The sequence below is a fragment of the Rhizobium beringeri genome (assembly GCF_004306515.1).
Lineage (GTDB): Bacteria > Pseudomonadota > Alphaproteobacteria > Rhizobiales > Rhizobiaceae > Rhizobium > Rhizobium beringeri.
Genome location: NZ_SILG01000001.1, coordinates 2519557 through 2545048, shown reverse-complemented (window position 1 = coordinate 2545048; position 25492 = coordinate 2519557). Strand labels below are relative to the sequence as shown.

Here is a 25492-nt window from a genome sequence, read left to right as displayed (position 1 = left end):
AGATGGCACAGACTATCGAGACACACGGCGGGGCAGACCTCAGACCGGCAGGCCTGCGCGGTGTCGCGTCCGATTTCAGCTCGGATCAGCGCGCCTTCAAGACCGCCTCCTGGGGCAAGGCGATGATGTGGATCTTTCTGCTCAGCGACACCTTCGTCTTCGGCTGTTTCTTGATCGCCTATATGACCGCCCGCATGTCGACGCCCGTTCCATGGCCTAATCCGAGCGAGGTCTTCGCGCTCCATATCGGCGGCCAGGACGTGCCGCTGATCCTGATTGCGATCATGACTTTCGTGCTGATCTCTAGCAGCGGCACCATGGCGATGGCGGTCAATTTCGGCTATCGCCGCGACCGCCGGACGACGGCGATCCTGATGCTGCTGACGGCGGTTCTTGGGGCATGCTTCGTCGGCATGCAGGCCTTCGAGTGGACGAAGCTGATCACCGAAGGCGTGCGCCCCTGGGAGAACCCGTGGGGGGCGGCACAGTTCGGATCGACCTTCTTCATGATCACGGGCTTTCACGGCACCCACGTGACGATCGGCGTCATCTTCCTCATCATCGTCGCCCGCAAGGTCTGGCGGGGCGATTTCGACGTGGAGCGGCGCGGCTTCTTCACCAGCCGGAAAGGCCGCTACGAGGCCGTCGAGATCATGGGCCTCTACTGGCACTTCGTCGACCTGGTCTGGGTCTTCATCTTCGCATTTTTTTATCTGTGGTGAGGTCGTCATGAGCGAAACAACGGCGCATGCACAAGTCCAAACGGCGCATGCACAGGCACATACCGGACAGCAGCATCCGATCCGGCTCTATCTCTTCGTCTGGGGCCTGCTCTTCGTGCTCAGCGCGGCCTCCTACATGGTCGATTATCTCGGCGTCCAGAGCTACTTGAGGTGGACGCTGATCCTTCTGTTCATGATGCTGAAGGCCGGCCTGATCGTCGCCATCTTCATGCACATGGCCTGGGAAAGGCTGGCGCTCGTCTACGCCATCCTGCTGCCACCGCTGCTGGTGCTGGTGTTCGTGGCGCTGATGGTATCGGAAGCGGACTATACGATTTTCACGCGGGTGGCATTCTTTGGGGCGGGGCCGTAGGGATAGGTTAGAGGCAGGCTTCGAAATCCTAGAGGTTGGGCCATGACCCAGGAAATCCGCCTTTTTGGCGCTATTGCGGTCCGGCCTGCCGTCCTTGCTCTCATATGCCGGTTCGAAACGGACACGGGATTCACAGTTGCGCTCAAGTGGGAGCTCAATCCTGTCGTCGTCAAGAAGCAGATCGAAGCCGGGGAACCTTTTGACCTCGTCATCACCAATCCGAACCTGGTTGAGGATCTGACCGCCTTGGGAAAAGTCAAGGCGGGGAGCGAGGTCGCGTTCGGCCGGATAGCAATGGGGGTCGCGGCCAAGGCAGGAGGCCGGCCGCTCGACATTGGATCGGTGGAAGCATTCAAACATGCGTTGAAGAGCGCCAGATCGATCGCCTACGCCAGTGAAGGAAGCAGCGGCGGCTACTTCTCTGGTTTGCTGGAACGCTTGGGAATAGCCGATGAGGTGATGCCCAAGCTGGTGGCCATATCCGGAGGGCAGACAGCGCCGGCCGTCGGCCGTGGGGAGGCCGAGTTGGGCGTCGTTCCCGTGACTTCGATTCTCGCCGCCGCTCCCGAGGTCATGCTTGTGGGTCGGTTTCCGGCAGAACTCCAAAGTTACATTGACTTCGCCATTGGCATCAGCGCCGATTCAACGGACGCAGAAGCTGCCAGGCAGCTGTCGGAATTTCTGACGTCGATAGCCGTTGATGACATCCTGGCGGCAAAGGGCGTCGAGCGTTGCTGAAAGCGTGCTTGGCTGACGACGAGAACGCCAACCCAACCTCCCTCATTCCTGTGCTTGTCACAGGAATCCAGTGTGTCCAAGTCCTTGGGCGCCGGAGAACGACCTTCGTCGTATGAGAGTCATTCACGGCGCGGACGCGCCGTGGCTGGATTCCGGTGACGAGCACAGGAATGAGGGAGGAGAAGTAGGCACCGTCACCATAGGGGCGTTGGAGAATGCCGTGCTCGGGCGCTGGAGGATGCCGGGCTTTTGGTTCCGTCCGTAGGGCAGCAATCGGGCGATCTCCGTTGCCGTGCATCTTCGATCAACGGCCCGAAGATGGATGACTCCCCTTCCTCTCCCAGGATCGCAGCGCACGCCAGAGCACCGTGTTGTCTGCATAACCCAGCACACGCGCAATCTCGGACATCGGTGCGACTTGTTGGTCGCCGAGATAATGGGCGGCGAGTGTCTGGCGGTGCTGGCGAACGAGATCGCGAAGCGACACGCCTTCCTCCGACAGCCGGCGCTGCAGGCTTCGTGGCGACATCTTCAGTTCGGCAGCGAGGGTTGCGACCGTGATCGGCTTGCGGCCGAGATAGATGCTGATCAGAGCCTGGACCTTTTCCGTGACGACATCGCCGGCCGCCGGCTCGTTGACCAGATCGCCGATGTGCCGCTCCAGGATTTCGATCAGGCTTTTGTCTTCTAAGCGGTGCACACGATCGGCATCCGCCTTGTTCATGACGATCCGGTTGCCGGATTGGCCAAAGAGGATCGGCGCGCCATAGATGCGTTCCAGCATGCTGGCGTCGCGCGGGGCCTGATGCTCGAGCTGGATTTCGATCGGCCGCCAGCCACGGCGGAAGCACGAACGGACGAGCTGACAGGAGGCGGCAATCGTGAATTCGCTGTCCTGCCGGCGTGGCCACATGCCGGGATCGACGATCCGGTAGGTCCAGACAAAATCGCCATTCTCCTCGAACACGCCGGAACTGGTCGCGCCCTGGACCGCGTTGACATATTTCGACAGCCGTTCGAAAGCGCTGCGAATGGTCGGCGAGAGCGCAAAGAGCATGCCGATGGGGCCGATGTCGGCGGGCTTGAATCCGGTGCCCATGCGGGCTCCCAGTGCCGGTTCGCCTGTTATGGTCGCGGCTTCCTCGAACAGCGCGACATAACGCGCCATGGGCAGGACAGCGTAGGGATCTTCCAGTTGCGAGCGCAGAATGCCGTGCGAAGCCAGAAGAAGGTCGGTTTTCCCGGATCTTTTATCGATTTGTTGCACCAGCGGGATCAAAACGGAGGCTCGAATTGAAGCAACTGCGGGCATGCGGCTGATCAAATGCGATGCAACTGCCATTTTCAGCGTCTCCGGTGACCTTCGTGGCGCGAATTATCGATTCATTGGCATAAACTGCAATTTCGGGGCCAGATCGCCGCGCTTACCTTCTTGGCAACAAACAAGCAAAGAGGGGTTCTCCATGACACTGGAAGCAAGCATGCCCGCACCATCATCGCCGGAGCGTCGTCTGGCCAAGGACTCGGTAGGCCTCGCCCATATCGTGTTCTTCGTCGTTGCTGCGGCCGCGCCGCTCACGGCCGTCGTCGGCGCTTCGCCGGCCGCTTTCGCTTTTGGCAATGGTGCAGGCGTCCCCGGCGCTTTCGTGCTTGCCGGCCTGCTCTACCTGCTCTTCTCGGTCGGCTTCACCGCCATGAGCCGGCATGTGGGCGGGGCAGGAGCCTTCTACACCTATATAACCCACGGCATTGGCAAGCCGGCGGGTGTGGGTGGCGCCTTCATGGCGCTGGTCACCTATAGCGCGGTTCAGATCGCCATTTATGGCCTGTTCGGTTTCTTCATGGCCAACGCCATAGCGCCGCTCGGGCTGGTCCTGCCCTGGTGGGCTTGGGCCTTCGCAGCACTCGTCGTCGTGCTGGTCTGCGGTCAGCGCAACATCGCCTTCTCAGGCGCGATCCTCGGCGTCTGCATGATTGCCGAAATCGCCATATTGCTGGTTCTGGATCTTGCCATCGTCTTTTCAGGCGGCGGACCAGAAGGCATCAGCTTCTCCTCCTTCGCGCCATCGTCGGTCTTTGCGCCCGGTCTTGGTGTGGCGCTGGTCTTCGTCATCGGTTCCTTCATCGGCTTCGAAGCTACGGCCATTTTCGGCGAGGAAGCCGAAGATCCGGAAAAGACCATCCCCCGTGCCACCTATGTTGCCGTGCTGCTCATCACCCTCTTCTATGCCTTCTCCACCTGGGCGATCGTGCAATTCTACGGTCCGGGCAAGGTGCAGGCTACTGCGGCTGCCAGCCTCGACAGCTTCTACTTCACCGCCGCCAATTCCGTGCTCGGCGCATGGTCGAGCCAGGCGATGAACGTGCTGCTGATCACCAGCCTGTTTGCCTGTATCCTGTCCTTCCACAATACGCTCAACCGCTATTTCTTCGCTCTTGGCCGTGAAGGCCTGGCAGCCCAGGTACTTGGCAAGGTGCACGCCAGGCATGGCTCACCCTATGCTGCCGGTCTGCTGCAAAGCCTGATCGCGGCCGTCGTCCTTGGCCTGTTCGTGATCTTCGGCGCCGATCCTTACACCGTCGTGTTCTCGTGGATGGCCGCGCTCGCAGGTATCGGTATCCTGCTGGTGCAGGTGCTTGTCTCCGTCGCGATCATCATGTTCTTCCGCAAGACGCCGAACAGCTACAGCGCCTGGACCACGATGACCGCTCCGATGCTCGCGCTCCTCGGTCTCATGGGTTCGCTCGTGCTGGTCAGTTCCAATCTTTCACTCCTTTCCGGCAGCGAAAGCCTGATCGTCAAAGCTTTCCCCTATGCCATGGTGCTGGTGGGCATTCTTGGCGCGCTGTTTGCGATCCGGATCAAGAGATCCAAGCCCGCTCTCTACGCCTCCCTCGGAAGGGTCTTCGAATGAGTGCGATTGCTGAATTTGCACCCGTCGATCGCCTTCTGGTTCTCGCGGTCGCGATGCTTGCCGGCGCAACATTGCTGGTTGCCTTCGAGGCACACGCCTTCTGCTCGGTGTTCTGCATTCATGCGGACCAGATGATGATCGATACGCAGATCTGCTCCGGTCGATCCTGATCACCGCAACTTGCGACGCGCCATGGTGCGTCGTCTCCCCCCGAAACCAAGAGGCTTGAAACCAAGAGGTATTTCAATGGACGCCGTTGTCGCAGTCACCCATCCGCTCGATCCCCTGAGCCTCGACGAGATCGCTTCTGCCGTTGCCATACTCAAGGATACGCAGACACTCGCACCCACCTTCCGCTTTCCGATAACCCGGCTGGAGGAGCCGACCAAGGCGGATCTTGCCGTCTATCGCCTGGGCGACCGGCTGCCGCGCCTCGCCTTCATCCTGGCAATCGACATCAGCAATGGCGAAACCTTCGAGGGCGTCGTAGACGTGACTGCCGGCACGGTGTCCTCCTATATCCGGCTGCCCGTCGATGAATTGCCCTATGGCCAGCCGCCGATCATGCTGTGCGAATTCGAAACCGTTGAAGGCACCGTCAAATCTGATCCGCGCTGGATCGCTGCCGTCAAGAAGCGCGGCATTACCGACGAGGATATTCCGCTCATCCAGATCGATCCTTTTTCCTCGGGCTATTTTGGCCGCGAATTCGAGAAGGGAAAGCGCATCGTCCGCGCCGTGTCCTATTGGCGCGAGGATATCCGTGACAACGGCTACGCGCATCCGATCGAGGGCGTGGTGGCGGTGGTCGATCTGATCACCAACCGAGTGGTCGATCTCGTCGACGATGAGAAGATCATTCCGGTCCCGAGGAAGAAGCACAATTATGGCCGCGAAACCTTCCCGGAACCACGGCCTGATCTCAAGCCGCTGGGTATCGTTCAGCCGCAAGGGTCGAGCTTTACTGTCGACGGTTGGAAAGTCGAATGGCAGAATTGGAGTTTCCGTGTCGGGTTCACCCCGCGCGAGGGGCTCGTTCTGCATGAACTCGGCATCAAGGATCAGGGCAGGCTAAGGCCAGTCGTCTTTCGCGCCAGTGTCACCGAAATGGTCGTACCCTATGCCGATCCGACGGCGAACCACTATTGGAAAAGCGCCTTCGATGCTGGCGAATATGGTCTCGGACGCCTGGCCAATTGCCTCGAACTCGGCTGCGACTGCCTCGGCCATATTCACTATTTCGACGTGCCGGCGGCCGATGATTTCGGCCAGCCCTTCATCATGAAGAATGCCATCTGCATGCATGAGGAGGATTACGGCATCCTCTGGAAGCATTACGAATTCCGCAACGGTATTTTCGAAGTGCGCCGTTCGCGCCGCCTCGTCATTTCCTTCTTCGCAACCGTCGGCAACTACGATTACGGCTTCTATTGGTATCTTTACCAGGACGGCACGATCCAACTCGAAGCCAAGCTCACCGGCATCATCCAGACCGCGGCGGTCGCGACCGGCGAAACCTATCCATGGGGCGGCATGGTCGATGACCATCTCGGCGGTCCGACCCACCAGCATTTCTTCAATGCGCGTCTGCACATGGATGTCGACGGCGGCGACAATACCGTAACCGAGCATGAGTTCGTGCCGCGTCCCTGGGGTGAAGACAACCCCTATGGCAATGTCTTCGATACCAAGACTCGTGTGTTGAAGCGCGAACTCGATTCCCCGGCACTCGCCAACGGCGAGACCGGCCGCTACTGGAAAGTCTCCAACCCAAACATTCAGAACAGCGTCGGCAAGGCGCCGGGCTACAAGATTGTCGTCATGCCGTCGCCTGTTATGCTTGCCCAGCCGGATTCGACCGTTGCCCAGCGCGGCGGCTTCGCCAAGAAACACATCTGGGTCACCGCCTTCGATGCCAGGGAAAAATATGCGAGCGGCGATTATCCGAACGTGCACGCCGGCGGCGACGGCCTGCCGGGTTATGTCAAGCAGAATCGGGAAATCGAGAATGCCGATGTCGTGCTCTGGCATTCCTTCGGCCATACCCATGTCTGCAAGCCCGAGGATTTTCCGATCATGCCCGTGGAATATGCCGGCTTCACGCTGAAACCAAACGGCTTCTTCGCATCCAACACCGCCATGGACCTGCCGCCGGAAGGAAACAGCCAGAGCGTCGACAATCGCCTGCAGCCTTCGCCCGACGACACCGGAAACGGTTCCTGCTGCCACGCCTAGACCATGGCAGCTTCTGTACCGTGTCGGCACTCTTCCCGGCGAGGGAATGACGCTGTAGAGTTGCAGAATGTTTGCCCTACCATCCCACCCGGAGGCTCCGTATGGCTGAGGTCCTGTTGTTTCACCACGCACAAGGGCTGACCCCGGGTGTGCGTGCATTCGCCGATGACATCAGGGCAGCCGGCCATATCGTGCACACGCCTGACCTGTTTAAGGGGCGCACGTTCCCCAGCATCGAGGAGGGTCTCGCCTATATCGGGGAGATCGGATTCGACGAGGTCAGGGAGCGCGGCGTCCGCGTCGCCGACGAATTGCCACCCGGGCTCGTCTATGCCGGGTTCTCGTTCGGCGTGCTGCCGGCGCAGAAGCTGGCGCAGACACGGCCCGGCGCCCGAGGGGCGCTGCTCTTCTATTCCTGCCTGCCGATCAGCGGCGAGTGGGCCTTCGGACCCTGGCCGGACGGTGTCGCAGTGCAGATCCACGGCATGGATAACGACCCGATTTTCGCAGGCGAGGGCGACATCGATGCCGCCCGCGAGATCGTGGAAAAGGTCGAGGACGCGGAGCTTTTCCTGTACCCAGGTGATCAGCACTACTTCGCCGACAACTCGCTGCCGTCCTATGACGCCGATGCGACCGCGCTGCTCACCCTCCGCGTGATCGAGTTCCTGAATCGCGTCTGATCCAGACATTCCGCGAGAGATCCGGTTTGGCTCCGGCATAGCCGTCTTGAGATGGGTGCCGCTCATCCTGCGGCGCGGCGCGGACTATTCGGACGCCACGCAGAAATTGTTGCCTTCGGGATCATTCAAGACCGTGTAGCCATCTGCTTCCCGGACGAAGGTCGCTCCGAGGGATAAAAGCCGTTCTACCTCCCTGGCGCGATCGGGGGTGGCAATATCGAGATGAAGCCGGTTGCGGACAGGACGTTCCCCCTGGCGAAGGTGGAAGCAAAGGCGGGTTCCGGGACCCTCGACCATCACGGTCGGGTCGGTGTCGGGTGTCAATCCGAGGGCGGCAAGACGGGCCAGTTCTTCGTCGTCATATGGCATCACGTCGTAGCCATCGAGCGCCTCCGCCCAGAACCGGGCGACACGCGAGGGAATGTCGCAATCAATGACGATTTCTTTCAGCCTTGCCATGGAGCCCTTCAAGAATTGTTGGACCGGCGATGGCAAACACGTTCGACGACCGCGCCGCCGACTGCCGGCAGCAATGCAAAAAGCACGAGCTGCGGCGTCTCCGTCAGCGCCAACAGGCCAGACATGAGGAAGGCGACCAGCAAACCTGCCAGCGCCCCGGCTGCATAGGGCAGATAATCCTTCAAGAGAGCCTCGGTCTTGTGCTGATATCAAACAGAAGCGGCATCATTCGCTTGAGATAGAGATCTTTGCGGTATCGGCAATGGTTGCGGCCAAACCTCACGTCGACCGATCGGCTTGTGCGGAATGTCACGACGTTGGTCGAGAGGGCTAGTCGACCAAACGACGTGACCCGGTGCGCCTGATTTTGCAGGAGACGACCAATTTCTTTCACGCTATGAAGACTGACCGTATATCCCGCCACATCCGACACCGGGGTCCTTTACATGGCTTTGAAAATTCTTTTCGTTGGCGGTACCGGCCAGATTTCATATCCGTGCGTCGAGCGCGCCGTGGCTCAGGGTCACCATGTCAGCGTCTATAACCGCAGTTTGAGAGGCAACCCATTGCCTTCGGGGGTTACCTCGATCGTCGGTGATCTCGCGGCACCCGCCTATGTGGATCTCGCCAAGGCCAATTATGACGTTGTCTGCCAGTTCATTGCCTTTACACCCGATCAGATCGCGCGTGATATCGATGTGTTTGCGGGGCAGTGTGGCCAGTACATTTTCATCTCTTCGGCCTCGGTCTATGAAAAGCCGCCGCGCCACTACGTGATTACCGAGCAGACACCGGCGATCAACCCCTACTGGCGCTATAGTCAGGACAAGATCGCCTGCGAGACGTTGCTCAAGAATTCCCAGAATCTCGCCTGGACCATCGTCCGTCCCAGTCACACCGTTCGCACGGGCCTGCCCATCATGATGGGCGACAGCGATGTCATGGCGAGACGCATGCTGGATGGCGAGCCCACCATCGTGGCGGGCGATGGCCATACGCCCTGGACGCTGACCCGCTCGGTTGATTTTGCGGTGCCCTTTGTCGGGCTTTTCGGCAAGCCGGCGGCGTTGAACGAAATCTTCCATATCACCTCCGACCGCGCCCACATCTGGAACGATATTCAAACGGCGATCGCCAGATTGCTTGATGTCGAGCCCAGGATCGTACACGTGCCGACGGACACCCTGGTCCGCTACAATCCGGAGTGGCTTGGGCCGCTGCGGGGCGACAAGGCATGGTCGGCGATCTTTGACAATTCAAAGGTCAAAAGTGTGGCAGGCGATTTCACCTGCGCCGAGAGCCTTGATGAAATTCTGGCGGAGCCGATCATGCATCTCAAGCAGCGCCTGGCCAAGAACCGCCCGCCAAGGGGCGATCTTGATGCTTTGGTCGATCGGATTTGCGCTGCGCAAAGCGCTCTCGGCTAGGCAGTTCTTCGTAGAACAACTTTCCAAAAGACCCGACGCAGGCGGTCGTGCTCGCGCTGATCGCCGGACTTGCGATGTCGCCGATCTCGACAGCCTGTCGGGTTGGCTGGAAAACAACCATACCGACCTCAACGACGGATTGAGACTTGTGGCCGGCGACCGAAGGGTCGGACGGGGGTATCACGGTATGCAGTTCACAAAAAATCCCAGCCTAAAACGCGTCCAAAAACATGATGGAGGTCGCGCCGGGTGAGGATCTCGGCAATGATGGCCATCTGTTCGCCACTCCGATCCTACCAGGCCATGCTGTTCATTCCGCTTCCCTTCGTCGTTGCCCTTCTGCTGCTTGTCCTCTTCGTCACCGTCCTCCGGCGCGACGAGGAGGCGCAGCCCAACCGGCCGTTTCTGGCACTGATCCTGTTCGCCGTGCTGCAATCCATCCTCGCCGGTCTGCGCTGGGGGTATGGGGTGCAGGCGGTGGGCGTGATTGCGCCCGTCACAGCGGCGATGGTGCCGCCGCTCGCCTATGCCGGGGTTTCGAGGCTGGTGAGGACGAGCCGGCGGCCGCTGGCGGCGCGGATTGCGCTGCATGCCGTGCCCGCCGCCGTCATCCTCTTGTTGATGGTGTCCCGGCGGGATGTGATCGATATTGCGCTGGTGCTTGTGTTCGTCGGTTATGCCCTGGCGATCCTGCTTCTGATGCGGCCGGGCGCCGATGCGCTTCGGCTAGCGCCCTTCGAGGGGGCGGTGCCGGCCTATCGGGCAATCATCTTCGCGGCGGTGGCGCTGTGCCTGTCGGCCTCAGTCGATATCTTCGTCTTTCTCGATTTCACATGGGCGCATGGCGAGCATGCGCTGACGCTGATCAGCGTCAGCAACCTCGCCGTCCTTGTCATCCTCGGTATTGCGGCCGCAGCCGCCAGCCGAAGCCAGGCGCCGGCCGAGACGGTGGAGGCGGCGCTGAAGCCCGAAACGACCGAGGACAAGGAGACGATCGCCACGGTCGATGCGCTGATGGAGGCAAAGAGGCTCTATCGCGACGCCAATCTCAATCTCGACCGGCTGGCCCGCAAGGCCGGCATTCCCGCCCGCCAGATCTCGGCGGCGATCAACCGAGCGATGGACAAGAACGTCTCGCAATATGTCAATGACTACAGGATCGGCGAGGCCTGCCGGCTGCTTACCGCTACCCAGAAATCGGTGACCGAGGTAATGTTCGAGGTCGGCTTCCAGACCAAGTCCAACTTCAACCGCGAATTCCGCCGGGTTACGGATATGACGCCGCTTGCCTGGCGGCAGAAGAAGGGCGCGGGCTTCCCTCCGGTGTCGTCCTGAATTGAGGCCAGTCCTCTTCCGCCTCCTCCTGAGGTGCCGCTAAGGGGCCTCGAAGGACGGGGCTGGCCACCGGCGCTTCATCCAGCAGCATGAGCCTGCACCCACGCAATCACCCGCCCTCGTGGTTCGAGACGGCCCTTCGGGCCTCCTCACCATCAGCGCTGACCCCGGTGCCTTGCCTGCCACGTACACAATCGCGATCGAGGACTGCCAGAAACGCGTTCGAGGTCGCGGTGTGGCTGCCCTTCGTCATTCTTGCGGCATGAACACGACATCAGAACATGACCGAGACCTTGCCGCCAAGCTGAGATCGCTTTCGATCGAGCCCGCGGTCTTCGAGACAGAGCCGCCGGAGCCCCGTGTCCGGCGGCGTGTGATCCCCGGAGCAATGCTGGCCTTTGCCGCGACGGCATCGCTGGCGGTAGTTCTTTTCTATCGGCCCGAGGCGCTTGAGCGCATCGAGACCATGCTTGCAGGCTTCGCGAGCAGCGACCCTGCGATATCCGTTCGTGGAGCGGAGGCGCCGGCCGAGGGCGGCGCTACTGCCGAGCATGGGCGGGCGTTGCCTGCCGATGAAGCAGCGAGCCCGGCCTTGCCAACCCGGGAAGTCACCGGCTCCGGCTACGTCGTGGCACCCGATATCGCTACCGTCTTTTCCAAATATGAGGGCCGGATCGTCGACGTCGAAGTCGAGGTGGGGGGCAAGGTTGCGGCGGGGCAGGTGCTGCTGCGGCTCGACGATGCGGGCGCCCGCTTTGCGGTTGAGGGGGCCGAGATCGCCCGGCAATCGGCGGGGCTGGCGCTGGCGGCGAAGACTATCGAATTGGCGCAGGCGCGGTCTTCCCTCACGCGCACCGAGCGGCTGGCAGGGCGCGATGCGATGTCCGCGCAGACGCTGGAGGAGGCGAAGACGGCGTTCGACACTGCCGAAAATGCCGCCCTGCAGGCACGGCAAGATGTGGCCAAGGCGGATCTCGATATCGAAAGGGCGCGCGAGCAGGTGGAGGCACTGGCCGTCCGGGCGCCGATATCAGGTACCGTCACGCGGCTTACCGCGCATGTCGGCGACACCGTGCTGTCGCGCGAGGACAGCGTGCGGGAGAATGAAAGCCTGCTTGCGATTGCCGACATGACAAACATGGTCATCGATGCCGATGTGGCCGAGGCGAATATTGCACTGATGCGGCCGGGCTTGCGTGGGGAGGCGGTGCTCGACGGCTTTCCCGACCAGCCGTTTGCGGTCGAAGTATCGCAGATTGCGCCCATGATCTCGCGGGAGAAGGGGACGGTGACGCTTCGCCTGTCGCTCTCCTCGTCGCCTCCAGACATGCGCCCCGCCATGGCCGCGCGCATCCGCCTTGTGGTGGACGAAACAACAACTTTCGGCCCGCAGGCGGGCGGAACTGCGACCTTTCGGCCGCAGGCCGCGAATATCACTGACCATCAGCAAGGAGCAGAGCGATGACCGACTCTCAAGAACCCTATATCGCGCTTCGCGGCGTCCGGAAGGCATTCAGGATCGGCGCGGAGACGATTCCGATCTTTTCCTCGCTCGACCTTTCCATCGCGCGCGGCGATTTCGTTGCCGTCATGGGGCCGTCGGGCTCGGGGAAATCGACGCTGCTCAACATGCTCGGCGGCATCGACAGCCCTGATGCCGGGGAGATCAGGATCGGCCGCAGCCATCTCGAGCAGATGGGCGAGGGCGCCAGAGCCGCGTGGCGGGCGCATGGCATGGGCATCGTCTTCCAGTTCTACAATCTGCTGCCGATGCTGAATGCCGGCGAGAATATCGAGCTGCCGCTGCTCTTGAAGCCGCTCGGGCGAAAGGAGCGGCACGCCCGCGTCGACACTGTCATGGAGCTCGTCGGTCTTGCGGGCCGGCAGCGGCAGTTTCCATCGAGCATGTCCGGCGGGCAGCAGCAGCGTGTCGGCATTGCCCGCGCCATCGTCGGCGATCCCGACCTCTTGCTCTGCGACGAGCCGACCGGCGATCTCGACCGGAAATCGGCCAACGATATCCTCGAGATGCTGGGTTTTCTCAATAGCGAGCTTCAGAAGACTATCATCATGGTCACGCATGATCCCGAGGCCGCCGCCTTCGCCCGACGCACGTTGCATCTCAACAAGGGCGAATTCGTCGAGCAGCAAGGGAGGGGCCGATGACCTTCTTCCAACTGATGCGGCGTAATGTTTGGCGCAAGCGGCTGAGGGCGACATTGCTGATGTTCTCGGTCGGCATCGCCTTCCTGATCTACGCCCTGACGGCGAGTTTCCTCGGCGGCAGCCAAGGGGCGGCCGGCGCCAGCGACAATCTGCTCGGCGTCTTCAACAAATCAGGCCGAGGGCTGCCGCTGCCGCTCGCCTATCTCAACCGGATCGCTGCGGACGGCGATGTCGCCGCCGTCGCCTATACCGCGCGTATGCGTGGGTTCGTCGAGGTGGAGAAGAATGTCGTCATGACGAGCGCAGTCGTTCCGCGCTCGATTGCCGCTGCCAATGGCGACGAGCTCGGGCTGACGCCGGAGCTGATCGCAGCGCTCGAAGAGAGCCGCGACCGGGTGCTCGTCGGCCGGGCATTGGCGGAGGCGCAGGGCTGGTCGGTCGGCCAGCGCATCGGCGTCACCAGCCAGCTGATGAAGACCGATGGAAGCCGCGATTGGAGCTTCGTGATCGCGGGTATCTTCGAGGGTGCGAATGCCAGCACCGACACTTATTTCATGCTCGCCCGCTACGATACGATCAATGCGGCTCGCGCGCGCGACAAGGATACGGTCGACGCCTTCGTGGTGCGCCCGCGCCAGGGCGTGTCGCCGGGCGTGCTGGCGGCGCGGATCGATGCGCTGTTTGCCAACTCGGCGGCGCAGACGCGGACACAGTCAGAAAAGCAGTTCCTCGAAGCCTTCCTGCGGCAGTTCGCCGACGTCGGCCTGATCGTCAGTCTCGTCGTCGGCGCGGCCTTGGTGACCATCCTGATGATCACGGTGAACACCATGCTCTTTGCCGTGAGGGAACGCAGCTTCGAGATCGGCGTCATGAAGGTGCTGGGCTTTTCCCAAGGCCGGATCATGACGCTGGTGCTCGGCGAGACGCTGTTCATCTTCGCAGCCGGTGGGGCGGGCGGGCTCTTTCTTGCCAAGCTTGCGACGCTGTTGATCGGCGCCGAGTTCGGCCTCGCCTTCAGTCTGTCGGTGCTGTTGAAGTCCGTCGCCATCATTGCTGGTCTCGGGCTCCTGACCGGGCTGTTGCCCGCCCTCAACGCCATGCGCCTGCCCATCGTCAACGCCTTCAGATCGAGATAGTCCAATGTCATCAGCGCTCAAGCAGATATTTCTCATGATCAGAGTCAATCTCGGCAGCCTGCCGCGGCGGCTCTGGATCTCGCTGTCGATGGTGCTGTCGGTCGCTCTCGTCGTGGCGGTGCTGTCGGGGTTTCTCGCCATGGCGCGCGGTTTCGAGAGGGCACTTGGCGGCGCCGGCTCGCCAGACATCGCGGTCGTCCTTGGCGGCGGCACCAACCAGGAGACCGGCTCGGACGTGCCGGCCGAGGCGATCCGCAGCCTAAGCGCCATGACCGGCGATATCGGCGTGGTGCGCGACGCGGCGGGCGGATTGGCGCTGTCGCGCGAGGTCATTGTTCCCGTCGATGTCATCAGGGCAAGCGATGGCGCCGAGCAGACATTGTCGCTACGCGGCATGGATCCGGCCGGCTCCGGCTTGCGCGATCGAGCGATGCTTTCGCAGGGGCGGCTCTTTTCCCAAGGCGCCCGCGAAATCGTCGTCGGCGCCCGTATCGCCGACGAGTTCTCCGGCTTCGCTGTCGGCGACAGGGTGCGGCTCGGCGCGGTCGACTGGATTGTCGTCGGGCATTTCACCTCGGGCGGCAGCGCCTTCGAATCCGAGGTCTGGGCGGATCTGGAAGCGGTGCAATCGGCCTTTGACCGGCAGGGGCAGGTGCAGAGCCTGCGTATGCGCCTCGATGGGGCGGGTGGTCTGGACGCGCTGAGACAGCATCTTTCGGCAATTCCCGGCGCCCAGCTCGCCGCGGTCTCCGAGGCCGATCTCTATGCCGCGCAATCCGAGCGCACCGAGAGCCTTATTCGCCTGTTCGGCTGGCCCCTCGCGCTGCTGATGGCGGTGGGCGCAACGGCCGGCGCGCTGAACACGATGATGAGCTCGGTTTCCGACCGCACTGTCGAGATCGCCACGCTGCGTCTGCTCGGCTTCGGCCGCCTGCCGGCCTTTACCGCGACCTGGGTCGAGGCCGTGCTGCTGTCTGTCGCGGGGTCGGCGCTCGGCATCCTCGTCTCATGGCTCGCCTTTAACGGCTGGCAGGCAAGCACGATGGGCGCTGACAATACCAAGATGGCCTTCCAGCTCGACGTCACCGCCGACGTGGCACTCACCGCCGGCCTGCTGGGCCTTGCCATCGGCATCATCGGCGGGGCGTTGCCGGCGCTGGCGGCGACACGGCTGCCGTTGACTTCGGCTTTGCGGGCGAGGGGGTAGAGGCTGGCTGTCTAAACCCTCCGGGCGAGTCACATCATCATGGCGACCCGTCCTGATCGGCCCGAAGGAGACATCTGCAACAGGCGGAGCGCCGCCGCCTCATCTGTGCAGCCCATGGAAACTGTGGCATAACTGAGCCATGGCAATGAATGTCTTGGCGGTCCATCGCGACACAGTCGGGACGGAACAGGCGGCAGGCAATTCGCTTGCCGCCGCCTATTCCGTGGGTGTTCTCTGCTGGCTGCTGTCGGCCGGCGTCTATATCGCCGCGAAATGGGTTTCTACCGAGATGCCGCCCTGGGCGCTCTGCTTCTGGCGCGTGCTGATCGCCTTCGCGATCCTGATGCCGATCGTGCGCCGGCATTTCGCCGACATGGTCGCGCTGGTGCGGGCTCGCCCGCTCGAACTGCTTCTCATTGGCGGTGTGGGACTGGCGATCTGCCAGGGCATGATTTTTGTCGGCCTCGAACATGCCGATGCCACCACTGCCGGCATCATCATCGCCCTGATCCCGATCATCACCATGATCCTTGCCCGTTTGATGCTGGCCGAGCCGATGGGACACTGGCAGGTGATCGGATCGATCTTGGCCTTTCTCGGGATCGTGGTCATCATCATCAAGGGCAGTCCGGCCGCGCTGATGCGGCTCGACTTCAACCCGGGTGAACTGTGGATCGTCGCTGGCGCGTTCTGTTTCAGCCTCTATACCGTCCTGCTCCGCCGCGCGAAATTCGATATGAATCGCCTTGCGCTCCTGGTGCTGCTGCTCGGCGCGGCGGTGCTGACGGCGCTGCCCTTCTACCTGTTCGAGCTATTCTCAGACGAGCGCTCGACGCTCAACGGCAGCGGGCTCATCGCGCTCGCCTATGTCGCGATCCCCGGCGGGGCGGTCATGTACTACCTCTTCAATCGTAGCATCGAGGCACTGGGGGCGGCTCGGGCTGGCGTCCTCCTCTACATTCAGACCATCTTCATCGCCGTGCTCGCCTATCTGATCCTCGGCGAGCAATTGCAACGCTATCACCTCGAAGGCGCGGCACTCATCATTGCCGGCTTGCTTCTCATCATCCTGCTGAAGCCGAAGACCAAGGCCGAAGCGGCTCCTGCATAATTCCTTAAATCGGGATCGATTTAAGGAATTATGCAGCAATTCAAAGTGCTACAGCGTCCTTTGCGCGTCTAAAAGACGCGCGGCGCTGTAGGGCCTGAGGTCTCCCCATCGCTGCGACATGGTTGCCGCTGACCTCGGCTTTGAGGGCGAGGGGGGTAGGGTTTCACCTTGGAGTACGCCTTTCGCTTACGCTCAAGGCGTTCGTCGCTGGCGCTCCTCACGCCTTGAGCGTAAGCGAAGGCAAGAATCACATGGCGTACAGACCGAAGGCGACGTGCGCCTCGCGCAAACACGCCGCGATTTATTCACCTCGAAGTCGCCGATTTCTCGGCCCAAGTTGTAACTTTCGTCACACCAGGCAATTGCCTGTGGAATGAGGCTCGCGAACCCGCCCATTGCCCCATTGACAACATCTTATCGCCTTCTTGCCGTGGCCGGCTGCCCCCCGCCGCATCCGATCGGCCGATCCTGGGCGATCCCGGCGGCGACTTAGCGATCCGACGAACAGGGCAACATGGCGATATGACAGTCTACTATGTGAACTCAGCGACTGGCTCCAACCGCAACAGCGGAACGGACCAGAAATCGGCTTTTGCGACTTTGTCCAAAGTGGAATCATTGGAACTGAAACCCGGCGATAGCGTGCTTCTTGCCAAGGGAAGCGTGTTCAACGAGCAGTTCGATATCAAATATTCAGGCAGCGAGAGTGCGCCGATCAAGATCGGCAGTTACGGGACGGGTGTTGCGCCCGTCATCCACAGCAGCGGCGACGGCATCCACAGTCTCTATGCCTCGAACATCGTCATCGAGAACCTGAAGATATCGAATACATCAGGTGCGGGCATCTATGGCGGAAGTGTCACGAACTGGACGGTCCGCGACGTCGAGATCGCCAAGACGGGATTGTCGGAAAATGCGGGCGCCGTCACCTTCCGGAGCAGCAAGAACGTCACGGTCGAAGACAGCAAGATATCGGACGTCAGAGGCGACGGCTTCTGGATCGAAAAGGTCACCGGCATCAAGCTTCTCAACAACACCGTCACCAACGCCCATGGCGCGACGGCCGATGCCGTGCAGGTGAACGACAGCAGCAACATTCTGATCCGCGGCAATCATCTCGACCAGACGCATGCCGATAGTCCGAAGGGCGTGATCGCACTCGTCAGGCCGGTGAGTGCCGTGGTCGAGGACAATACGCTCACCGGCGGCAGCTTCGGCATCAGCGCGCAGGCCGGCAAGAATATTGCCATCCGCGACAACGACATATCGGGATTTCACGGCTACAGCTGGTCCTTCGCCGTCGGTCTCGGCGACACGGGCAATACGAGAGACTACGATATCGCGGGCAATCATATCCACGATGGGGCATGGGGTGTGGTCATCTCCGCTGCCGGCAGCCCCAGCTATGTCCGCACGAATATCAACGTCCACGACAATGTCTTCGACGACCTGACGCAGGCGGCGCTGAAGGTCGACAGGCCCGCATCAGGCTCCTTTTACAACAATACCGTCGAGACCGGCACCAAGGCCACCAGCATCTCGCCCGCCATCGTCGACGCTCATACCTTCACGGTCACAGGCAACCATACGGTCGCCAATGTCGAGACGGCGCTGGCGAGCCCGGTTGCCAAGACTGCCGCAGTAACGGAGGCGGTCGCGGATCCGGCAGTTGTCGCTGTCCATGACAATTTGAAGATCCTGACCGATACGGGTGCTGCCCATCATGGCAATCTTCTCGAAAACGACAGCTCGGACAATGACACCCTGGTGCTTCGCCGCTTCGGGGATGAAACCGTCGGCAAGCACGGCCTTACGCTGACCGGGGAATACGGCGACATCCACGTGGACAGGGAAGGCAACTATGCCTACACGCTCGATGAAACGAAGCTCCCCACCGACCATAGCGGACATGTGAGCGAGTCCTTCAGCTACGGGGTCAACGATGGAACCTCGCATCATAGCGACGGGGATACGCTGACCGTCTACCTCCACCTGGATAGCTTGCTGAGCTGAGGTGAGGGTGCCGGGAGCGGCGCTACGCCGGGGAGGCGTGACTCCCCCGGGGAGGCGTTGCTTCCGCTCCCCGGGGAAGCGTTGCTCTCGCCATCAAATGGCTCCGCAGCGCCCCTCATCCGGCTGCAGCCGGGTGAGGGTAAGGGGCGTGCCACACGGCCTCGCCTTTCTGGCTTACGACTGACCTGAAACAGAACGTCTACAGCCTCTGCGACCATACGTCGCCGAGGGGTACGATTATCGTTCATTCACCTTTCGGTCGCTTTTTAGTAGATTGTTTTCGTATAAGTTGTAGTTCGTAGGATATCGCCACCGCCAGGCGTTTCTCGGGACCAAGGCAGGCCCATAGGGTCTGCCAACCGTCGTGAAGGCAATATCGAAGGCCCTCTTAACATGGCCTTTAGCCCCGACCGCATCCGATCCACGCGTCGCAGCCGATCCAGACGGCTGCGCGGCAATTCGAGAACAAGGCGATATGGCAATCTATTATGTGAATCCAGCAATAGGCTCCAACGGCAACAGTGGAACGAGCGAGGACACGCCGTTTGCATCGTTCTGGGCGGTGGAAAACTTGAAGCTGCAGCCGGGCGACAGCGTGCTGCTCGCCGCCGGAAGCGTGTTCAACGACCAGCTCGATCTGAAATATTCCGGCACAGTGAATGCCCCGATCACCATCGGCAGCTACGGGGTCGGCGATGCGCCAGTCATCCATAGCCCCAACGACGGCATCCACAGCCTCTATGCATCGAACATCGTCATAGAGAATATCAAGATATCGGATACCGGCGGCGCGGCCATCTATGGCGGCTCTGTTTCGAACTGGACCGTGCGCAATGTCGAGGTCGATCATACCGGACTGGCGGGCAAGTCAGGTTCCGTCACGTTCAGGACCGGTTCGAACATCACCATCGAAAACAGCACGATCAACGACGTGAACGGCGACGGGGTCTGGATCGAAAAAGTCAACGGCGTCAATTTTCTCAACAACACCGTCACCAACGCCCACGGCACCGCGGCAGATGCCGTCCAGATGAATGACAGCAGCAACATCGTGATCAGCGGCAATTACCTCGACCAGACGGGCGCCGCCACGCCGAAGGGCGTCATCGCGCTCGTTCGGCCCGTAAATGCCTTGGTCGAGGACAACGCGATTATCGGTGGCGGCTTCGGGATCGGCGCACAAGCGGGCACCAACGTCGCTATTCACGACAACGATATTTCAGGTTATGGTGGCTACAGCTGGTCCTACGCCATCGGTCTCGGCGATCAGGGCGATACGCGAGACTACGATATATCAGGCAATTACATCCATGACGGCGTATGGGGCGTGGCGGTCAGTGCCGCCGGCACGACCACTTACGTTCGCGAAGATATCGATATTCACAATAACGTCTTCGACGATCTGTCGCAGGCAGCGCTGAAGGTCGACAGGCCGGCATCCGGCTCCTTCCACGACAATGTCATCGCCAGCGATGTCACTCCCTACAGCATATCTCCCGCCATCATCGCCGCGAACACCTTTCCGGTCAGTAACAACACGACGCTCGACGAAGCCCAGGCGACGTTGCTTGCGAGCAGCGATAGTCTCGCGGTCGGCGATACGACGCATACGGACACGGCGCCTGCGCTTGTTGCAACCCATGACAGCCTGAAAATCTCGTCCGACCTGGACGCTGCCCATAACGGCAATATCCTTGAAAACGACAGCTCGGCCAATGGAACCCTGCTGCTTCGCCGCTTCGAGGGCGAATACGTCGACAAGGACGGCGTGACGCTCACCGGCCAATACGGCACCATCCATGTCGATAGTGATGGCGATTACACCTATACGGCCGACGCCGCGAAACTCGCCGGGCTCAGCGGAGACGTGAGCGATACCTTCCACTACAAGATCTCGGATGGGACTTCGCTGCATTTCGACACGGATACGCTGAGCATCTCCATCCATGTGGATGATCTGCTGACCTGATGGGGGCGTATCGCCCCGTTCGATGCCGCGGTGGGCGGCCATAACCTTATCGGCGGCGCTGAATCATCAGGGCGGCGATCTGCCCCGGCGCTTGCGAGGGTCTCATTGATCGCCGAGCAGGATCCTGATGACGTCGACTTCGATTTCCGCGCAGATGATCTCGTATTCGGTGATAATTGCGGGATCGGCCGATCTATCCCGGCGCATGCGATCGAGGACGGCGCAGGCTTCGCCATACGTGCCGCATAATTCGTAAAAATGGGGCTGGCTCGCCGCGGCCGCTCTGATCGTTGCCCGCGTCGCAGGCAGCCGCATCATCAGCCTGGCCAGCCCCTGTTCCGCGGCTTGCCGGGTGATATGGGCTACGCCTTCTTTCCTGACCATGCCGTCATTCCTCGCTGCCTGTATTTTCCTATTCAGGGGGTACGCACTACTCATCCCCGGAGTAGTACGCAGGAATGCTGCATCTGGTTTCATGCAGGATGAAGGATTATCGGCGCTGCGCCGCAACCAGCCGGTGCTACCAGCGCAGGAGGCGGGGCCCGAGCAGCGCGCCGATCGCACCGGTCAGGAGGATGCCGAGCGAATACCAGAGGGTGACGAAGGGCAGGCCGTTTTCTGTGCAGAACCAGGAATAGACCCAGGCGCCGGATGCGCCGGCGGCAATGCCGGCGATGAAGCCGGTCACCCCGAGGTTGCTCGGCGCGCCGCCACGCAGCACCCAGGTATTTGCGATCAGGATCGGCATGGCAAAGGCAAAGATCAGCAGCGGGCAATGCAGGGCGGAGGAGCCGAGCACCAGCACGGGGTAGCTTGCGGCGGGTGACAAGGCGAGCTGGATGACCGCCATGACGGCGAGGGCGAGTACGATGGCCGCGGCAATCCCGAAAAAGCGGCCTTCCGAGCCATCCGGCCGGGACAGGCGGTAAACGGCTGCGAAGGCGGCGATTGCGAGCAGGGCGTTGTAGGCGGACTTGATCCAGAAGACCGGCAGCATCAGCGCCTGCGCCATGTCGGTGCGAAGGCCGACGACGACAAGCATCAGCACCAGCGAGATTGCCAGAGCGGTCAGGATGGCGAGCGCGAAGCGGCGTTCGAGCGCATGTCTCGGCACCGGCTTCAGATCCCGGACAAGGCTGTCGATCACGTCCTCAGTCTCTCTCACATTCCACCTCGCAATCTTGCCGCCAGCGCCTTGATACCTCTGTGAACGCCGACCTTGACCGCCGATTCCGACTGTCCGGTGCGGCTTGCCGTATCGGCCACCGACTGCCCCTCGAGCTTGACCTGCCGGATCAGCTCCTGCTGGTGCTGCGGCAGGCCGCTCAACAGCCGTTCGACATCCATGCGCGCTGCAATCGCATCCTCCCTGAAGTCGTCTTCGATCTCCTCGTCCAGCTCCATTTCCGCCTTGTACCGGCCGCCATGCTTCCGGTGATGGTCAATCAGCTTGTAACGGGCAATCGAGAAGAACCACGCGGTGAACGGCCGCTCCCTGTCATAGGTCGCTCGGCGCGAATGCAGCGCCAGCAACGTCTCCTGCACAAGATCTTCCGTGTCGGATTTCGCGGTAGTGCCGATACGTCCGCCGTAATAACCGACGAGCAGGGTCCGCAACGTCACGAGCAGACGTCGATAGGCCGCCTCGTCCCCGTCAAGGGAAAGAAGCATCAGCATCTTCAGTGCTTGTTCCGAATGGGCGCTCGTCATGTCGTCTGCAATGTCATTCGCGTGGATGACGCTTTGGTTACAGGTCGATTCAAAAATCTTCCGGCGGCAATTCAAAGTGTACAGCGTCCTTTGCGCGTCTCCAAAAGACGCGCGGCGCTGTAGCGCTATCACATAAGCGTGAGGCTGTAACCGCCTTCGCAAGGGGATCGAATTCAGGACTGTGAGCCGTCGGCGAGTGTCGGCGGACATGTCAATCGATCCGAGGAGACCCTCATGACCAAGATCCTTTCCAGCCTTGCCGCCTGCACCTTCGTTATCGGCCTGTCGCTTGCCGGCGTCGCCAACGCCCAAAGCAGCGATGCGATGAAGAAAGACAGCATGAAGACCGACGCCATGTCGAAGGATGCGATGTCCAAGGACGCGATGAAGAAGGACAACATGGCGACCGGCAGCACCAAGGCCGACTGCATGCACAATGCGGGCATGGAGAAGGACACCATGAAGAAGGACACGATGATGAAGGCCTGCGACGCGATGAAGTAAGCTTTGGCCGCGGCCGCTGAAACTTTATCGCCAGCGGCCGCGTCTTTTCTCGCGAAGACCTTTTACGCCGATCCGGAGGAATTACGATGGCCACGACCGATGCCGGCATGACGAGTGGAGGCACGCTCTTCTATCGCCATGGCCTGCTGGTGCGCCTGTCGCACTGGGTGAATGTGTTGTGCATGACGGTGCTGCTTTACAGCGGCCTGCAGATCTTCAATGCCCATCCCGCGCTTTATTGGGGCCAGTACGGCGCCGACAACGATCCGTCCTTCATTTCCGTGGAGGCGGAGCAGGAAGGCGATGGGCTGAAGGGTGTGACGCGCGTCGGCGCATTCGCCTTTACAACGACCGGCGTTCTCGGAGTTTCGAACGTCGACGGCGACGCTACTGTGCGCGGTTTTCCGAACTGGCTGACTTTGCCGAGTTACCAGGATCTGGCTTCTGGCCGGCGCTGGCATTTCTTCTTTGCCTGGCTGTTCGTCATCAACGGCTTCATCTATCTCGCCTATGGTTTTGTCAGCCGGCATTTCCGTCGCGATCTGCTGCCGGCGGCCGAAGAGCTGAAGCCTTCGCATCTCGGCCATGAGATCGTCAGTCACGCCCGGCTGCGCTTTCCCAAGGGGCCAGAAGCACGCCACTACAATACGCTGCAAAAACTTGCCTATGTCGCCGTAATCTTCGTGCTGCTGCCGCTGATGATCGGGACGGGGCTTACCATGTCGCCGGGCTTCAATGCGGTTGCGCCCTGGCTGCTCGATCTGTTCGGCGGCCGGCAATCGGCCCGCACGCTGCATTTCCTGACCGCCTTCTCGCTCGTCGCCTTCGTCGCGGTGCATGTGGCGATGGTGCTGGTTTCGGGCGTGTTCAACAATCTGCGCTCGATGATCACCGGTTATTACGACATCGGGCAGGGAGGAAAGTCATGAGCCGCATCATCACCAGACGTCGCTTCCTGATCGGCGCGACGATGACGGCATCGGCGCTGGGGCTCGCCGGCTGCGATGCCCTCGTCGAAAGCGATCGGACGAAATCCGTGCTCAAGATCGCCGAAGGCTTCAGCATGAAGACGCAACGCTTCCTGCTCGGCGACGACGCGCTCGCGCGCGAGTTCACCGAAGCCGACATCTCGCCGACCTTCCGCGCCAATGGCACGAGCATGCCGGATAATGCCCGGTATATCGACTGGATGAACCAACGGTTTTCGAGCTGGAAGCTCGAGGTCAGCGGGCTGGTCGACAAGCCGATGCAGCTGTCGCTGGCGGATCTTAAAGCCCTGCCGGCCCGCACGCAGATCACAAGGCATGACTGCGTCGAAGGCTGGAGCGCGATCGGCAAATGGACCGGCGTGCCGCTCGGCGCGCTGCTGCAAACGGCGGGTCTGAAACCCGAAGCCCGCTACATTGTTTTCCACTGCGCCGACGAATACGAAAAGACGCTCGACGGCAGCGGCTGGTATTATGAAAGTATCGATCTCATCGATGCGTTCCACCCCCAGACGATCCTTGCCCACACCATGAACGGCCGCGATCTCGAAGTCGCCCATGGCGCGCCGCTCCGGCTCCGGGTCGAGCGCCAGCTCGGTTACAAGCAGGCAAAATACCTGACCGGAATCGAGGCCGTCGCCGATCTCAGCCAGCTTTACGGCGGCAATGGCGGCTTCTGGGAGGATCGCGGTTATGAATGGTATGCGGGCATATAGGCGGCGTGCTCCGACCGACATGCCGATCTTGACCTTTTCCTCGTGCCGGATGCCACGGCCGGAGGTCGTCGTGGTCGAGGGTGCGGAGCTCAGGCAGAAAGGCCGATCGTGATGGTGGCGGACAGCACGCCGCCGTCGAGCTTTTCGAAATCGAAGATGTGATCGGCAGCGTCCTCCGGGATGATGCCGTCTTCGTCGTTGCGTGTATCGCGGGCAGGGCGCCCGAGATAGTCGGGATGCTCGCCATAGATGATGTCGCTCAGCGCATCGTCGAAATAGATCTGGCTGACGAGAAGCTCCTTGCCTTCGACAAGGATGCGGCAGTGAACATGCGGCGTGCGGCCCTGGTACCATCCGGGATAGGCCGTCAGAAAGCTTACCTGCCCGTTTCCATTCGTCAGCTGGCGGCCGCGAAAGGCGAGCCCGCTGATGGCCTCGGCATCGCCAAGCGTACACATCTGCGCAGCCTCACGGCCGGAATAGATACCGCGGTGATCGGTATGCCAGATCTCGATATCGGCGTTTTCGACCGGCCGGCAATCGGCCGCATGGACGATACGAACGGCCAGCCGCAAAGGGAGTCCTGCCCTTCCTTCCGAGACATCCTGACGGGCGGGAATATTGTTGACATGGCAGGGGCCAAGGGTCTGGGCGACGGTCACGACGCAATTCGGACGGGTGCGAAAGAGCGGCGCGGGCAGCTTTTCCACGGCGATCGACTTTGTGCCGCCGCTTACGAAATCCGTTCCCTTCCAGTCGAATGTCCCGGCGGCAACAGTGATATGCCGCCGCGGCCAGATTGCCGCCGCAGTCACCGATGATGCGACAATGGCCGCACCTCCAAGCACAAGGGTCCGCCTTTTCATCTGTCTTCCTTTGCCTCAAGACGCAGGATTTAAGGAGGGTAGACCAGAAATTCCAATTAAATCTGAGCAGAAAAGCTTTATGCCTGTCAGCTCAGCGAGCTTGTCCATGAGCTGGTCCTGGAAGCCCGGGTCCAGAACGTCGGCGGCGGGCCTGTGCCGTTCGCGGTGATACCAGTAGCCACCGCTGGTTCTGGCGGCGGTATCGTCGCTGAACGCGAGCC

26 protein-coding genes are annotated in these 25492 nt (G+C 61.3%); 19 read left to right on the top strand and 7 right to left on the bottom strand.

Translation table 11 applies throughout. The features are described from left to right. Positions 1-2 precede the first annotated feature (2 nt). Genes ELH03_RS12885 through ELH03_RS12875 form a run of 3 tightly spaced genes read left to right on the top strand, consistent with a single transcriptional unit; the run spans position 3 to position 1833 of the window. Positions 3-722 (top strand): heme-copper oxidase subunit III family protein, encoded by a 720-nt coding sequence (locus ELH03_RS12885; RefSeq protein WP_128400426.1) that lies wholly within the window; start codon positions 3-5, stop codon positions 720-722. A 7-nt stretch (positions 723-729) separates the two neighbouring features. Next, positions 730-1095, top strand: a complete 366-nt coding sequence (locus tag ELH03_RS12880) for a cytochrome C oxidase subunit IV family protein (protein ID WP_128400427.1) — start codon at positions 730-732, stop codon at positions 1093-1095. A gap of 42 nt (positions 1096-1137) precedes the next feature. Further along, a complete protein-coding gene (locus ELH03_RS12875) occupies positions 1138-1833 on the top strand; it encodes a molybdate ABC transporter substrate-binding protein (RefSeq protein WP_130766384.1) in 696 nt (231 codons plus the stop codon). Positions 1834-2137: 304 nt separating this feature from the next. On the opposite strand, the gene ELH03_RS12870 is transcribed toward ELH03_RS12875, so the two are convergent. Further along, positions 2138-3175, bottom strand: a complete 1038-nt coding sequence (locus ELH03_RS12870; RefSeq protein ID WP_128409465.1) for an AraC family transcriptional regulator — start codon at positions 3173-3175, stop codon at positions 2138-2140. A gap of 121 nt (positions 3176-3296) precedes the next feature. Between ELH03_RS12870 and ELH03_RS12865 the strand changes: the two genes are divergently transcribed. From ELH03_RS12865 to ELH03_RS12855, 4 genes are all read left to right on the top strand, one after another. Further along, positions 3297-4748, top strand: coding sequence for an APC family permease (locus ELH03_RS12865; RefSeq protein ID WP_128400429.1), 1452 nt, complete (start codon positions 3297-3299; stop codon positions 4746-4748). Further along, positions 4745-4918: a hypothetical protein gene (locus ELH03_RS37395; RefSeq protein ID WP_164902021.1), complete on the top strand. Its 174-nt coding sequence runs from the start codon at positions 4745-4747 to the stop codon at positions 4916-4918. Before ELH03_RS12865 ends, ELH03_RS37395 begins: the two co-directional genes overlap by 4 nt. A gap of 76 nt (positions 4919-4994) precedes the next feature. After that, positions 4995-6983, top strand: coding sequence for a primary-amine oxidase (locus ELH03_RS12860; RefSeq protein ID WP_130766383.1), 1989 nt, complete (start codon positions 4995-4997; stop codon positions 6981-6983). Between the two features lie 71 nt (positions 6984-7054). Continuing rightward, on the top strand, positions 7055-7666 hold the full coding sequence (locus ELH03_RS12855) for a dienelactone hydrolase family protein (RefSeq protein ID WP_130766382.1): 612 nt from the start codon (positions 7055-7057) through the stop codon (positions 7664-7666). An 84-nt stretch (positions 7667-7750) separates the two neighbouring features. On the opposite strand, the gene ELH03_RS12850 is transcribed toward ELH03_RS12855, so the two are convergent. Then, positions 7751-8125, bottom strand: coding sequence for a VOC family protein (locus ELH03_RS12850; protein WP_130766381.1), 375 nt, complete (start codon positions 8123-8125; stop codon positions 7751-7753). An 8-nt stretch (positions 8126-8133) separates the two neighbouring features. After that, positions 8134-8310, bottom strand: a complete 177-nt coding sequence (locus ELH03_RS37390; RefSeq protein ID WP_164902022.1) for a hypothetical protein — start codon at positions 8308-8310, stop codon at positions 8134-8136. A 261-nt stretch (positions 8311-8571) separates the two neighbouring features. Here ELH03_RS37390 and ELH03_RS12845 point away from each other — a divergent pair, with 261 nt between their 5' ends. From ELH03_RS12845 to ELH03_RS12795, 9 genes are all read left to right on the top strand, one after another. Then, a complete protein-coding gene (locus tag ELH03_RS12845; protein ID WP_130659033.1) occupies positions 8572-9552 on the top strand; it encodes an SDR family oxidoreductase in 981 nt (326 codons plus the stop codon). A 264-nt stretch (positions 9553-9816) separates the two neighbouring features. Beyond that, entirely contained in the window at positions 9817-10887 is a 1071-nt protein-coding gene (locus tag ELH03_RS12835) for a helix-turn-helix domain-containing protein (RefSeq protein WP_128400435.1), read from the top strand. A 262-nt stretch (positions 10888-11149) separates the two neighbouring features. Continuing rightward, a complete protein-coding gene (locus tag ELH03_RS12830) occupies positions 11150-12352 on the top strand; it encodes an efflux RND transporter periplasmic adaptor subunit (protein ID WP_409995849.1) in 1203 nt (400 codons plus the stop codon). Further along, positions 12349-13053: an ABC transporter ATP-binding protein gene (locus ELH03_RS12825; RefSeq protein WP_128400437.1), complete on the top strand. Its 705-nt coding sequence runs from the start codon at positions 12349-12351 to the stop codon at positions 13051-13053. The genes ELH03_RS12830 and ELH03_RS12825 overlap by 4 nt, the downstream gene beginning before the upstream one ends. Beyond that, a complete protein-coding gene (locus tag ELH03_RS12820; protein WP_128400438.1) occupies positions 13050-14189 on the top strand; it encodes an ABC transporter permease in 1140 nt (379 codons plus the stop codon). Before ELH03_RS12825 ends, ELH03_RS12820 begins: the two co-directional genes overlap by 4 nt. Before the next feature lie 4 nt (positions 14190-14193). Next, positions 14194-15396 (top strand): ABC transporter permease, encoded by a 1203-nt coding sequence (locus tag ELH03_RS12815; protein ID WP_128400439.1) that lies wholly within the window; start codon positions 14194-14196, stop codon positions 15394-15396. 139 nt (positions 15397-15535) lie between these two features. After that, positions 15536-16507 (top strand): DMT family transporter, encoded by a 972-nt coding sequence (locus ELH03_RS12810; RefSeq protein ID WP_128412136.1) that lies wholly within the window; start codon positions 15536-15538, stop codon positions 16505-16507. A gap of 522 nt (positions 16508-17029) precedes the next feature. Beyond that, positions 17030-18520: a right-handed parallel beta-helix repeat-containing protein gene (locus ELH03_RS12800; protein ID WP_128400441.1), complete on the top strand. Its 1491-nt coding sequence runs from the start codon at positions 17030-17032 to the stop codon at positions 18518-18520. 475 nt (positions 18521-18995) lie between these two features. Then, positions 18996-20489, top strand: a complete 1494-nt coding sequence (locus ELH03_RS12795; RefSeq protein WP_128400442.1) for a right-handed parallel beta-helix repeat-containing protein — start codon at positions 18996-18998, stop codon at positions 20487-20489. Positions 20490-20591: 102 nt separating this feature from the next. On the opposite strand, the gene ELH03_RS12790 is transcribed toward ELH03_RS12795, so the two are convergent. From ELH03_RS12790 to ELH03_RS12780, 3 genes are all read right to left on the bottom strand, one after another. After that, positions 20592-20873, bottom strand: coding sequence for a nodulation protein (locus ELH03_RS12790; protein WP_128400443.1), 282 nt, complete (start codon positions 20871-20873; stop codon positions 20592-20594). A 136-nt stretch (positions 20874-21009) separates the two neighbouring features. Further along, the gene (locus ELH03_RS12785) at positions 21010-21654 is read right to left on the bottom strand and encodes an NrsF family protein (protein WP_128400444.1); all 645 of its coding nucleotides are present in this window, start codon (positions 21652-21654) and stop codon (positions 21010-21012) included. Then, positions 21651-22199: a sigma-70 family RNA polymerase sigma factor gene (locus tag ELH03_RS12780; RefSeq protein ID WP_027683988.1), complete on the bottom strand. Its 549-nt coding sequence runs from the start codon at positions 22197-22199 to the stop codon at positions 21651-21653. The genes ELH03_RS12785 and ELH03_RS12780 overlap by 4 nt, the downstream gene beginning before the upstream one ends. Positions 22200-22433: 234 nt before the next feature. On the opposite strand from ELH03_RS12780, the gene ELH03_RS12775 reads away from it, so the two are divergent. The 3 genes from ELH03_RS12775 (at position 22434) to ELH03_RS12765 (ending at position 24405) form a co-directional block, all read left to right on the top strand. Beyond that, positions 22434-22703 carry a pentapeptide MXKDX repeat protein gene (locus ELH03_RS12775; RefSeq protein WP_128400445.1) on the top strand — a complete coding sequence of 90 codons (270 nt, stop codon included), beginning with the start codon at positions 22434-22436 and terminating at the stop codon, positions 22701-22703. Between the two features lie 86 nt (positions 22704-22789). After that, positions 22790-23632, top strand: a complete 843-nt coding sequence (locus ELH03_RS12770; RefSeq protein WP_130766379.1) for a cytochrome b/b6 domain-containing protein — start codon at positions 22790-22792, stop codon at positions 23630-23632. Continuing rightward, complete coding sequence (locus tag ELH03_RS12765; RefSeq protein WP_128400447.1) at positions 23629-24405, top strand: molybdopterin-binding protein; 777 nt, start codon at positions 23629-23631, stop codon at positions 24403-24405. The genes ELH03_RS12770 and ELH03_RS12765 overlap by 4 nt, the downstream gene beginning before the upstream one ends. A gap of 89 nt (positions 24406-24494) precedes the next feature. Here the strand turns inward: ELH03_RS12765 and ELH03_RS12760 are convergent, their stop codons facing one another. After that, on the bottom strand, positions 24495-25271 hold the full coding sequence (locus ELH03_RS12760; protein WP_130766378.1) for a dioxygenase family protein: 777 nt from the start codon (positions 25269-25271) through the stop codon (positions 24495-24497). Positions 25272-25492: the final 221 nt, after the last annotated feature.